An 11229-nucleotide genomic window follows, 5' to 3' on the forward strand; every position below is an offset into this window, starting at 1 on the left:
GAGTCGGCGGGTGAGCCGCGAACCGCGTGCACGGGTACTCGTGCCGGCCGACCCGTCGCTGCCCCACAAGGCCCCGGAAGGCACCGAGGCCGTGGTGGTGGGCGGCGGGATCGCCGGGGTCTCGGCGGCGGTGGTGCTGGCCGAGCGCGGCGTGGCCGTCACGCTGCTGGAGGCGGCGCCCACCCTCGGCGGCCGGCTGGGCGCGTGGCCGCACACCCTGCCCGACGGCACCGAGCAGGTGGTCGAGCACGGGTTCCACGCGTTCTTCCGCCACTACCACACCTGGCGCGCGCTGCTGCGCCGCATCGACCCGGAGCTGGGGTTCCTCCGCCCCGTCGACGGCTACCCGGTGATCTCCCGCGACTGGCCGGACGAGGATCTCACCGGGCTCCCGGGCAACCCGCCGTTCAACCTGATCGCGCTGTTCGCCCGCTCCCCCAGCCTCGGCCTGCGCGACCTGCTCCGCTCCCGCCAGTCACTGGCCGCCGAGCTGCTGGCCTACGACCGGGTCCGCACCACCGCGCGCTTCGACCACGTGCCGGCCGCGCGGTTCCTGGCCTCGCTCGGCATGTCCGACCGCGCGCAGGCGATGCTCTTCGAGGCGTTCGCGCGTTCTTTCTTCGCCCACCCCGGCGCGCTCTCGGCGGCAGAGCTGATCGCGATGTTCCACTACTACTTCCTCGGCAACCCGCACGGCATCGGCTTCGACGCTCCCGCCACCGACCACCGCACGGCCATCTGGGAACCCTTCACGGCGTACCTGGAGAAGCTCGGCGCGCAGGTGCGCACCGCCACACCGGCCCGGGTGATCACACCGGCCGACGGCCACCGCTGGCGCGTGGAGCTCGACGACGGCGCCCTGCTCACCCGGCACCTCGTGCTCGCCACCGAGCCGCCTGCGCTGCGGGCCCTGCTCGCCGCGTCCCCGCAGGTGGCGGCGGTGGCGCCGCGGCTCGTGTCCAAGGCGGCGGCGCTGCCGGTGGCGCCGCCGTTCGCGGTCACCCGGCTGTGGCTCGACCGCGACGTCGCCCCCCACCGCGCCACGTTCAACGCCGTGAGCCGCGAACGCACGCTCGACTCGGTCACGGTCTACTCCCGGCTCGAGGAGCCGTCGGCCCGGTGGGCCGCGCGCACGGGCGGCTCGGTCGTGGAGCTGCACTCCTACGCCTGCTCCGCGCCCGACGCCGACAGCGCCTCCGCCCGGATGCGGGCCGAGCTCGCGCAGCTGTGGCCCGAGACGGCCGACGCCGGTGTGCTGCACCAGCAGCAGCGGATGGAGGCCACCGCGCCGTCGTTCCCACCGGGCGGTGCCGCGTCCCGGATCAACGTCACCGGCTCGTGCCGAGGTCTCCGCGTGGCGGGCGATCACGTCACGACCCCGTTCCTCACGGGCCTCATGGAACGTGCGGCCGCTACCGGGGTGCTGGCGGCCAACGACGTGTTCGCCGAGGTGGGTGCCGCCCCTGAGGAGCTCCGCGGCGGCCCGCAGCGCGGCCTGCTCGCCGGGCTGCTGCCGCGCCGCCGGTGAGGGTCGCGTTCGACCCGGGACCGCGCGACGGCCGGCCGCGGATCCAGCGGCTGCACGAGGACGGCTCCCCGGCCGCCGCACCGGAGACGCTGCCGGATCTCACGGCGGTGGCCGTGCTGGAGGAGCGGGAGGCACCTCGGTGGGTCTTCGCCAGGGCCCGCACCTATCGGCGCCTGCTCACGGCGGGAGCCGGGCCGCCTGCCGGGGTGGGCCGCGCGCACGACGTCGAGCTGGTCGAGGGCCTGCTCGTCGCCGCCGACGGGCACTTCGGGGAGCCCCACGGGCTCGCCGCGGCCGTCGCCCGCCTGCAGGGCCGCGCGCCCGATCCCGACCCGCCGGCCGTCGACGACGGCCCGCCCGCGCTGTTCGACACGGCCGCTCCCGGCGACGAGCTGGCCGACGTCGTGGCGGTGCACGCGGCACAGCAGCGGGCCCTCGCCGCGGCCGGTCCCGGCATGCGGCTGCTCGCGGCCGCCGAGTCGGCCGGGATGCTCGTGGCCGAGGAGATGACCGCCGCCGGCCTGCCCTGGCGCGCCGACGTGCACGACCGGCTCCTGGTCGACCTGCTCGGGCCGCGGCCGGTGCTGGGCGGGCGCCCGCCGAAGCTGGCGGCCCTCGCCGAGGCGGTCGACGCGGCGTTCGGCCGCCCGGTCAACCCCGACTCCCCCGCCGAGGTGCTGCGCGCCTTCGCCAGGGCCGGGCACGAGCTGGCCACCACGCGGTCCTGGGAGCTGAAGCAGGTCGACCACCCCGCCGTCGCGCCGCTCCTCGCCTACAAGGAGCTGGCCCGCCTGCATTCCGCGCACGGGTGGGCCTGGCTGCGCAGCTGGGTGCGCGACGGGCGGTTCCGCCCCGAGTACGTGGTGGGCGGGGTGGTGTCCGGCCGGTGGGCCACCCGCGGTGGCGGCGCCCTGCAGATCCCGAAGGCGGTGCGCGCGGCCGTGCGGGCCGACCCCGGCTGGCGGCTGGTGGTGGCCGACGCCGCGCAGCTGGAGCCGCGGGTGCTGGCCGCGCTCTCCGGCGACCACGCGCTCGCCCCCGGCGAGGACGACCTGTACACCGCGCTCGCCGCCCGCGAGTTCGGCGGCGACCGGGCCAAGGCCAAGCTCGCCCTGCTCTCGGCGATGTACGGGCAGACCTACGGCGGAGCCGGCGTGCTGCTCGCCACGCTGCGCCGCCGCTTCCCGGCCGCGATGGGATTCGTCGAGGACGCCGCCCGCGCCGGCGAGGAGGGCCGCCTGGTGCGCTCACACCTGGGCCGCACCTGCCCACCGGCGCGCCCCGGCCACGAGCAGCCCGCCGCGGCGCGGGCCCGCGGGCGGTTCACCCGCAACTTCGTGGTGCAGGCCACCGCGGCGGAGTGGGCGCTCGTGCTGCTCGCCGAGCTGCGCGGGCAGCTGCGCGCGTCCGGCAGCCCCGCCCAGCTCGTGTTCTTCCAGCACGACGAGGTGCTGCTGCACGCCCCCGCCGAGGTGGCCGAGGAGACCGCCGCCGCCGTCCACGCCGCCGCGGCCACGGCCGGGCGGCGCCTGTTCGGCGATACGCCGGTGCGCTTCCCGATGCAGGCCCGCGTCGTCGAGGGCTACGACGAACGCTGAGAAGCGTCCGCGGACTCGGCGAGGGCGACGTCTTGCGAGCGTCGGAACTCCATGTCGATCCAGTGCTCCCACGCACCGCCGACGTTGCGCTCCCACTTCGCGGACATCGTGGAGCCGGCCACCACGAGCGTGGCGCGCTCGGTCGGCCCGGCGAACGTCCACACCCCCGCGTGGTCGACGGTCGCCCGCATCACCGCGGTGCCGCCCTGGCGGTCGAACGAGCGCATCAGGAACGCGTCGCCGTCCGGCTCGCCGATCACCTCCAGCACGTCCACCTGTTGGCCGCCCATCCGCACGTCCACGTGGTGGACGACGAAGCGCTCGCCGGGAAGCCACTCGTAGACGTCGCTCCCCTCGATGGTGACGCCCTCGACGGTCCGCCCGGAGGTCGCCCAGGCCCCGATCAGCGGCTGGAAGGCCGCGATCTCGGCCGCCATCAGTACTCGTCGTGCAGGCGCCACCACTCGTACGCGGCGGTCTGCGGGCGGCCGGCGGGGGTGTCCTCCCAGGTCTCCTGCCGCCCGAGCGGGGTGCGGTCGAGGAGCGACCAGACGCTGCCGATGGCTTCGACGCCCCGGTTGTTCGTGAAGTAGGTGCGGAAGACGCGGTCGCCGTCGCGCAGGAACACGCTGAGACCGAATCCCTCCGCGGTGCCGCAGTCGGCGGCGAACTCGTTGCCGAGGCTGGAGTAGAACGGCACCTGCCAGCCCATCCGCTCGCGCAGCGCGGCGAGGTCCTCGTACCGCGACAGGGAGACGTTCGCCATCGTCGTGTCGCGGGTGTACAGGTGGGCGAGTTCGCTGATCTGGTCGGTGAACATGCAGCAGCCCTCGCACCAGGACGGCCCGCGCATGAACTGGTAGACGACGAGCTGGCGGCGGCCCTCGAACAGGTCCAGCAGGGTTGCCGGCCCGTCGGCGCCCTGGAAGGTGTAGCTGCCGAACTCGACCATCGGCATCCGGCGCCGCCGCGCCGCGAGCGCGTCGCCCGCGCGCATGTGCTCCTTCTCGGCGGCCCGCAGCTCGGCGGCCGCCACGGCCCATTCCTGCGGCGTGACGATCGGGGGCAACGCCTCGGGGGCGAGTTCGGTGCGCGTCGGTGTGCTCATTCTCGGGTGTCCTCCTCGGGATGGGTGACGTGCTCGGTGAGGCGGTCGAACGCGCTCGACCAGCCGTCGTGGACGTTCTCCCGGGCCTCCTCGGTGGTGAAGCCCGCTTGGTGGAAGGTCATCGCGGTGCGGCCGTCGCCGAGGTCGGTGAGCTCGACGGTGATCACCGACTCGGCGTCACCGCCCGGCTCGCGCCACGTGAACACCAGCCGCTCCGGGGCGCGGATCTCCAGGTAGAAGCCACCCGTCGGGAACTCCTGGCCGGTGGCGTCGAGGACCATCGTGGCCCGCCACATGCCCCCCGGGCGGACGTCCGCGCTGATGGAGTCGAGCGGTGTGGTGAAGCCGTGCGGCCCGTACCAGCGGGTGAGGTGCTGCGGGTCGGTCCAGGCCCGGAAGACGAGCTCGCGCGGCGCTGCGAACTCGCGGGTGATCGTGAACTCCCGGGTGGCGGTCACGCCGGACCTCCCTCCTGCAGCTCCTGCAGGTGCTCGTCGAGGCGGTCGAAGCTGCCCTCCCAGAACCGCCGGTAGGTCTGCACCCACTCCGCCACGCTCGCGAGCGGCGCGGCCTCCAGCCGGCACGGCCGCTGCTGCGCGTTGCGGCCCCGACTGATCAGCCCGGCCCGTTCGAGGACCTTCAGGTGCTTCGAGACCGCCGGCATGCTCATCGCGAACGGTGCCGCGAGCTCGGTGACGGTGGCCTCGCCGTGGGCCAGCCGCGTGAGGATCGCGCGCCTGGTGGGGTCGGCCAGCGCCCCGAACACGGTGTCCAGCTGATCGTCGACCACGAATCAAACCTCTCGGTTAATTAACTTCGAGGTTCACCATAACCCTGCTGTCAACACTCAACCGATCGGTTGACGATTGCCGCGCTCCGCACTATGTTCAACCGAGTGGTTGAGCAACTCGACGCGGTCTTCCACGCGATGGCCGATCCGACGCGCCGCGCCATGGTGCGCACCCTCGCCGAGGGCGAGCGCACCGTCGGCGAGCTCGCCGCGCCGCACCCGATCTCGCTCGCCGCCGCGTCCAAGCACCTCAAGGTGCTGGAACGGGCCGGTCTGGTGCGGCGCACCGTGCTCGGCAGGCGGCACGTCTGCCGTCTCGAGGCCCAGCCCCTCGCCGCGGCGAGCCGCCACCTGCGCTTCTACGAGCAGTTCTGGACCGAGCGCATCGACGCCCTCGAAGCGTTCGTCACCCGAGCCGATGAGGAGTCCCCGTGACCGACATCCCCAGGACCGTCCCGCACCGCGTCACCGTCGTCCGCACGATCGCCGCCTCCCCCGAGGCCCTCTACGCCGCGTGGACCGAGCCGGACAAGATGCGCCAGTGGTACGCCACCGTCGTCGACGCCGACGTGCGCGTCGGCGGGCGGTACCGCATCGAGCTGCACGAGGACGACGGCAGCGTCAACGGCTTCACCGGCGAGTACCTGGAGCTCACGCCGCCCACGCGGATCGCGTTCACCTTCACCCACCATTCCCAGACCCCGGAGGACCGGATCAGCGACGAGAAGGTGGAGGTCACCTTCCGCGAGGTCGAGCCGGGGCGCACCGAGCTGACGCTCGTGAACTCCTGGACCGGGCCGGAGTTCGAACCGTCCTACTACGACGAGCTGCGCAGCGGCTGGGAGGAGTGGGTCAACCGGTTGGAGAAGGCCTTCTAGGCGGCGGCGCGAGAAGGCTGGTCGCCCAGCACGTCCACGACCATCCCGCCGATCTCGCGCATGCCAAGAGCGTTGGGGTGCACGGGCGCCGCGGGCGAAGTGGGCACCAGGCCCTCCACCCACTTCGTGCCCGGCAGCTGGCAGGCGTCGTGGCCGATCGACGGGGTGTAGGTGTCGACGAAGTCCGTCCGCGCCCGGGACGCCTGGTCGGCCAGCATCGCGTTGAGCTGCTTCTCCACGCCGCGCAGGTAGTCGACGTCGCCGGGGCTGAACGGGACCAGCGGGAAGCAGCCGGGGCCTTCGTCGGGCAGGATCGCGGGGTAGCCGACGAGCAGCACGCGCGCGTCCGGGGAACGTTCGTCGATCGCCGCGAGCACGCGGGCCACCTTCGGTGCGGCCTCGTCGATCCGCTGGGCGAGCTGGTCGGTGCCGCCGGCCGTGTAGTGGTCCTTGCACGCGCTTCCGGTGGGCTGCAGCGGCGAGCGCTTCGCGCACTCGGTGACGATGTCGCCGAAGCCGATGTCGTTGCCGCCGATCGAGATCGTCACGAGCTGGGTCTCGGGCGCCAGCGCGTCCAGCTGCGGCGGGTTCTGCCCCAGCGGCACGCTCTGGGGCCCGGTGATGTTCTCCGTGGTCGCCCCGCTGCAGCTGACGTCGTGGAAGTCGGCGACGCCCAGCTCCTTCGCCACGACCGACGGGTAGTTCTGGTTGGAGCGCAGGCACCCGGCCGGCTCGCCCGTGGGGATCGGCACGAGCGGGCCGGCCGCGTAGGAGTCGCCGAGCGCGACGTAGCGCTGTACCGGCGTCTGCTCGGGCTCCGCTGCGGCCGGACCGGCCGTCGCGAGCGGGATGGCGGTGGCGAGCAGAACCGGGGCGACCCATCGGGCCGGGGAGCGGCGCACATCGACACAACGATGCAGTGATCGTCTCGATACTCCCGAGTACGGGTGTCACCCGAGGCGGTCAGCGCGCTCCTCCAGGTACCGGCGCTCGGGCTCGCTCGTCGTCCGTCGGGCCGCCTCCAGGTAGGCGGCTCGGGCCGCCTCCCGCTCGCCCGCCAGCTCCAGCAGGTGGGCGCGCACGGCCGGCACCCGGTGGTGTCCCGCGAGCGGGCCCTCGTCCAGGGTGGCGAGCAGGTCGAGGCCGGCCTGCGGGCCCTCGACCATCCCGACGGCCACGGCCCGGTTGAGCGTGACCATCGGGCCCGGCGCCACAGTGGACAGCACCCGGTACAGCTGCGCGATCTGCGGCCAGTCGGTGTCCTCCGCGCACTCCGCCTCGCTGTGCACGGCCGCGATCGCCGCCTGCAGCTGGTAGGGCCCCACCGGGGCACGCGCCATGGTCGCCTCGATCAGCGCGATCCCCTCGGCGAGCAGGGCACGGTCCCAGAGGCCGCGGTCCTGCTCGGCGAGAGGCACCAGCCCGCCGTCGGGCCGGGTACGAGCAGGCCGGCGGGCCTCGGTGATCGACATGAGCGCGAGCAGGCCGGCCACCTCACCGTCGTCGGGCAGCAGCCGGTGGACCTGCCGGACCAGCCGCAGCGCCTCCCGGGTGAGGTCGGGCCGCTGCAGGTCCGGTCCGGACGTCGCCGTGTAGCCCTCGTTGAACACCAGGTACAGCACGTGCAGCACCGCACCCAGCCGGGACGTGCGATCCGCCTCGGCCGGCAGCGCGAAGTCGCCGCCCGCCACCGTGCGCTTGGCCCGGCTGATGCGCTGCGCGATCGTCGACTCGGGCACGAGGAACGCGCGGGCGATCTCGGCGGTGGTCAACCCGCCGACGGCACGCAGCGTGAGCGCCACCTGCGACGGCGGCGACAGCGCGGGGTGGCAGCACAGGAACAGCAGCGTGAGCGTGTCGTCCTCGGCGGGGGGCTGTTCGGGTGCGACCTCCTCCAGACCGTCCAGCAGCGCGGACGTCGTCTCGCGGCGGCGCCGCGCGTGCTCGCTGCGCCACTGGTCGGTCAGACGTCTGGTGGCCACCGTCAGCAGCCAGGCACGCGGGTTGTCCGGCACGCCCTCCGCCGGCCACTGGACGGTGGCCGCGAGCAGCGCCTCCTGCACCGCGTCCTCGCACGCCTCGAACTGTCCGTGCCGGCGCACCAGCACGCCGAGGACCTGCGGGACGAGGGGCCGCAGCACGTCCTCGAGCACCGCACCCACCACGGGGCAAGCCTACGAACCCGCGGTCGCGTAGCTCAGCGCGACATGGGCGAGCGAGGAGAGCGAGGCCGTGCCGCAGCCGAGGCCGAGGTCGACGGCGGAGTCGAAGACGGACTGGCGCCGCGCCGCCGCGAGCACCGCCGCGTCGAGGAACCGGGGGCGGTGCAGCAGACGCGACAGCACGGCGCCGTGCGCGTGGTGCCGCCCGAACGTCCGGCGCATCGCGGCCCGGTGCGCCGCGCCCGCCGCCGCGCCGAGCAGCGCGGCCCGCCCGGCCAGCACGCCGGACGCGAGCGCGTCGAAGATCCCCTCCCCGGTCAGCGGGTTGACCAGCGCGGCCGCGTCGCCCGCGAGCAGCACGCGGCCGTCCGGGTGGTGGCGGGGCGTCGTGGAGAGCGGCAGGTGATGACCGCGGACGGAGGCCGGGTCGGGCTCGTGGCCGGGCAGGAGCGCCCGCAGGGCCGCCACGAGCTCGGCGCGGGAGCCGCTGCCGCGCTTGTCGAAGACCCCGAACCCGACGTTGGCCCCGCCGCCGGGCAGCGGGAAGGACCAGGCGTACGCGGGATAGGACCCGCGGGCGAACTCGATGACGAGCGTGTCCGGGTCGACGGCCGTGGGGGCGTACCCGCGCACGGCCACCGCCGTGGCGGACGGCGGCGCGACCGGGGCACCGAGCATGCGGCGGACCGTGGAGTTCGCCCCGTCGGCGCCGACCACGACCCGCGCCGCGACCGCGCCGTCGAGGACGACCCGGTCCGGGCGCACCTCGAGGCGCCGGACGCGGTGGCGCAGCAGGCGCGCCCCGCGCGCGACGGCGGCGGCCACCAGCTCGGCGTCGAAGACGGTGCGTGGCACCACGCGGTTCGGCCGCGCGCAGGTGCGCTCGACCACCTGCCCGCCCGGACTGCGCAGGCGCATCCGCGGCACGGGCGGCCCGAGCCGGGACACGCCGGGCACGCCCAGCGCCTCGACCAGGTCGAGGGCGTGGGCGGCGATCCCGTCGCCGCAGGTCTTGTCGCGCGGGAACTCCGCGGCGTCGACCAGCAGCACGCGGGCCTCCGGGCGCAGCTGCAGCGCGCGCAGGGCCGCGGCGCTGCCGGCGGGGCCTGCGCCCACGACCGCCAGGTCGACCACGTCGTCCACGCCCCTGGTTCTACTCGCCCACGGCAGGTGACGACCCCACCGGGTCGGCTACGCTGCGTAGTCATGGTGGAGCAGCGCCGGGGCAGGCGGATCGCGATGAGCCCAGCGGAGGTGGACGCGTTCCTGGCCGAGGAGCGCACCTGCCGCGTCGCCACCGTCGGCCCGAACGGCCCGCACGCCACGCCGCTCTGGTACGCGTGGCACGGCGGCGCCCTTTGGCTCACGTCCGTGGTGCGCAGCCAGCGCTGGGCGGATCTGCAGCGCGACCCGCGAGTGGCCGTCGTCGTCGACGCCGGTACGTCCTACGACGAGCTGCGCGGAGTCGAGCTGCGCGGGCGGGTCGAGGTCGTCGGCGAGGTGCCGCGCACCGGTGAGCGGGTGCCCGAGCTGGAGGGCCCCGAGCAGCTCATGGCCGATCGCTACCTGGGCGGCACGTTCGTCCACGACGGCCGGCACGCGTGGCTCCGACTGGCGCCGGACAAGATCACGAGCTGGGACTTCCGCAAGCTGGGCGGGTGACCCGCGGTCAGAGCGGTTCGACCGTGCCCGCGACCGGGATCTCCGGGTGCTGGGCGTTGCTCACGATCACCAGCTCGTACGGGGTGGTCGTGCCCGGGCGCCACTGACCCCCGACGAGCGGGGTCTTCGCGACGCCCCGCACCGGGCCGGCGGTGAAGTCGAGGGGGCCGACGACCGTCGCGAGCCGCATCCCGGCGATCGCGTCGGCGATCCCCTTGCGGTCCTCCACCGATCCGACGGCGGCGAACGCCGCCGCGGCGACCTCGAACAGCGCGTGCGCGAACCCGAGCGCCTGGGACCACTGCCGCCCCGTCGCCGAGGTGTAGGCGCCGGCGAGATCGGCCGCGCTCTGCCCGGTGAGCGAGGAGCTGAACGGGTGGTTCGGCGACCAGCCGACCTCGGTGGCGAGGTTCACGGCGGGCTGGCCGATCCCCTCCACGGTGGCCGGGAACTGGATGCCCCTGCCGACCGTCGCGATCCGGGGCCGGTAGCCGTTCTCGGACGCCTGCCGCCAGAACGCGGCGAAGTCCGCCGGGTTCGGCACCCCGAGCAGCACCTCAGCCGCGGCGGTGCGGAACGCGGCGATCTGCGCCGAGAAGTCCTGGCTGCCGCCGGTGTAGTTGCCCGGGTCGACGATCGTGTAGCCGCGCTGGGCGACGGCGGGTGGGAAGCCGATGTCCGGATTTCCCCAGGCCAGGCCGTCGGTGTCGTTGGGCCAGAGCGCCCCGGCCATCCGGTTCGTCGCCACCTGGTCCCACATGTCGGCATACACCGCCTGGGCGTCCTCCAGGCCCCACGAGAACAGGTGCGTCCACGCGAACGGGCTCTGCGGCCGCCCGCCGCGTCCGTAGAACCACGACTGCCACGGGGCCGCGGTGGCCACGCACGGCAGGCCCGCGGCCTCGCACTGGTCGCTGACGGCGTTGGCGGTGTCGGACGTGGCGGAGACCAGCATCAGGTGGACGCCGTCGTCGAGGACGAGCCCGGCGGCGACGTCGGCCGCCCGGTTGGCGTCGGACTGGCAGTCCCGCTTGATGATCTCCACCCGGTGCGGGCGGCCACCGACGACGATCGGGTTCGCGGCGAAGAACTGCCCCATCGCCGTGGCGACGAACCCGTCGGCCTCGCCGTACGGCGCCAATGATCCGGTCTCCGGTGTGACGAAGCCGATCCGGATCACGTCGCCGGGCCTCCCGGCGGCGGGGACCGCGGGCTGCGGCTGGGACGCGCATGCCGCCCCGAACCCACCCGCGAACACGCCGACCCCGGCTGCCCCCACGGTGCGGAGGAACTGCCGACGGTTCGGCCGCGAGCCGCTGGCTGTGCCGTCCTGCATACCGTCCTCGCGTGCGGGGTCGATCGTTTGCGGGGTGGATCGTGCAACCGTCGGATGTTTGATCGGTGCGAAGCATCCTGGGAGGACATCTGAGGTGTCAAACTGACGGGGTGCGACACGCGGAGCGGCGTGGCCGCGAAATGAGCAACGAGCGGTACCCATATCAT

General features: G+C 74.4%; 13 protein-coding genes. 5 read left to right on the forward strand and 8 right to left on the reverse strand.

Features of this window, described 5'->3' with window-relative positions:
- The first annotated feature begins 10 nt into the window (after positions 1 to 10).
- Together FB388_RS14820 and FB388_RS14825 are read left to right on the forward strand one after the other, a co-directional pair.
- Positions 11 to 1528: an FAD-dependent oxidoreductase gene (locus FB388_RS14820; protein ID WP_142101323.1), complete on the forward strand. Its 1518-nt coding sequence runs from the start codon at positions 11 to 13 to the stop codon at positions 1526 to 1528.
- Entirely contained in the window at positions 1525 to 3126 is a 1602-nt protein-coding gene (locus FB388_RS14825; RefSeq protein ID WP_142101325.1) for a bifunctional 3'-5' exonuclease/DNA polymerase, read from the forward strand. The genes FB388_RS14820 and FB388_RS14825 overlap by 4 nt, the downstream gene beginning before the upstream one ends.
- Here the strand turns inward: FB388_RS14825 and FB388_RS14830 are convergent.
- The 4 genes from FB388_RS14830 to FB388_RS14845 are packed head-to-tail and all read right to left on the reverse strand — an operon-like array spanning position 3111 to position 5024.
- The gene (locus FB388_RS14830; RefSeq protein WP_142101327.1) at positions 3111 to 3563 is read right to left on the reverse strand and encodes a hypothetical protein; all 453 of its coding nucleotides are present in this window, start codon (positions 3561 to 3563) and stop codon (positions 3111 to 3113) included. The genes FB388_RS14825 and FB388_RS14830 overlap by 16 nt on opposite strands.
- Positions 3563 to 4234 (reverse strand): DUF899 family protein, encoded by a 672-nt coding sequence (locus FB388_RS14835; protein WP_142101329.1) that lies wholly within the window; start codon positions 4232 to 4234, stop codon positions 3563 to 3565. The genes FB388_RS14830 and FB388_RS14835 overlap by 1 nt, the downstream gene beginning before the upstream one ends.
- A complete protein-coding gene (locus FB388_RS14840; RefSeq protein WP_142101331.1) occupies positions 4231 to 4692 on the reverse strand; it encodes an SRPBCC family protein in 462 nt (153 codons plus the stop codon). Before FB388_RS14840 ends, FB388_RS14835 begins: the two co-directional genes overlap by 4 nt.
- Positions 4689 to 5024, reverse strand: coding sequence for an ArsR/SmtB family transcription factor (locus FB388_RS14845; RefSeq protein WP_170225611.1), 336 nt, complete (start codon positions 5022 to 5024; stop codon positions 4689 to 4691). Before FB388_RS14845 ends, FB388_RS14840 begins: the two co-directional genes overlap by 4 nt.
- 105 nt (positions 5025 to 5129) lie before the next feature.
- Here FB388_RS14845 and FB388_RS14850 point away from each other — a divergent pair, with 105 nt between their 5' ends.
- Together FB388_RS14850 and FB388_RS14855 are read left to right on the forward strand one after the other, a co-directional pair.
- Positions 5130 to 5459 (forward strand): ArsR/SmtB family transcription factor, encoded by a 330-nt coding sequence (locus FB388_RS14850; RefSeq protein WP_246121938.1) that lies wholly within the window; start codon positions 5130 to 5132, stop codon positions 5457 to 5459.
- Positions 5456 to 5902: an SRPBCC family protein gene (locus FB388_RS14855; protein ID WP_142101335.1), complete on the forward strand. Its 447-nt coding sequence runs from the start codon at positions 5456 to 5458 to the stop codon at positions 5900 to 5902. Before FB388_RS14850 ends, FB388_RS14855 begins: the two co-directional genes overlap by 4 nt.
- Here the strand turns inward: FB388_RS14855 and FB388_RS14860 are convergent.
- The 3 genes from FB388_RS14860 to FB388_RS14870 are packed head-to-tail and all read right to left on the reverse strand — an operon-like array spanning position 5899 to position 9207.
- Positions 5899 to 6804 carry an SGNH/GDSL hydrolase family protein gene (locus tag FB388_RS14860; protein ID WP_142101337.1) on the reverse strand — a complete coding sequence of 302 codons (906 nt, stop codon included), beginning with the start codon at positions 6802 to 6804 and terminating at the stop codon, positions 5899 to 5901. The two genes, FB388_RS14855 and FB388_RS14860, sit on opposite strands and share 4 nt — an antisense overlap.
- Before the next feature lie 48 nt (positions 6805 to 6852).
- Complete coding sequence (locus FB388_RS14865) at positions 6853 to 8067, reverse strand: RNA polymerase sigma factor (RefSeq protein ID WP_142101339.1); 1215 nt, start codon at positions 8065 to 8067, stop codon at positions 6853 to 6855.
- A 9-nt stretch (positions 8068 to 8076) separates the two neighbouring features.
- Positions 8077 to 9207, reverse strand: a complete 1131-nt coding sequence (locus tag FB388_RS14870) for an NAD(P)/FAD-dependent oxidoreductase (protein WP_211361922.1) — start codon at positions 9205 to 9207, stop codon at positions 8077 to 8079.
- Between the two features lie 63 nt (positions 9208 to 9270).
- On the opposite strand from FB388_RS14870, the gene FB388_RS14875 reads away from it, so the two are divergent.
- Entirely contained in the window at positions 9271 to 9726 is a 456-nt protein-coding gene (locus tag FB388_RS14875) for a pyridoxamine 5'-phosphate oxidase family protein (protein WP_142101341.1), read from the forward strand.
- A gap of 7 nt (positions 9727 to 9733) precedes the next feature.
- On the opposite strand, the gene FB388_RS14880 is transcribed toward FB388_RS14875, so the two are convergent.
- A complete protein-coding gene (locus FB388_RS14880) occupies positions 9734 to 11005 on the reverse strand; it encodes an ABC transporter substrate-binding protein (protein ID WP_170225612.1) in 1272 nt (423 codons plus the stop codon).
- Positions 11006 to 11229 lie beyond the last annotated feature (224 nt).

Origin of the sequence: Pseudonocardia cypriaca (assembly GCF_006717045.1) — a bacterium.
GTDB lineage: Bacteria > Actinomycetota > Actinomycetes > Mycobacteriales > Pseudonocardiaceae > Pseudonocardia > Pseudonocardia cypriaca.

Excerpts from the sequence above, each read along its gene's own strand:
- FB388_RS14830 (WP_142101327.1), bottom strand. The coding sequence starts at position 3,563 with ATGGCGGCCGAGATCGCGGCCTTCCAGCCGCTGATCGGGGCCTGGGCG.
- FB388_RS14835 (WP_142101329.1), bottom strand. The coding sequence starts at position 4,234 with ATGAGCACACCGACGCGCACCGAACTCGCCCCCGAGGCGTTGCCCCCG.
- FB388_RS14875 (WP_142101341.1), top strand. The coding sequence starts at position 9,271 with ATGGTGGAGCAGCGCCGGGGCAGGCGGATCGCGATGAGCCCAGCGGAG.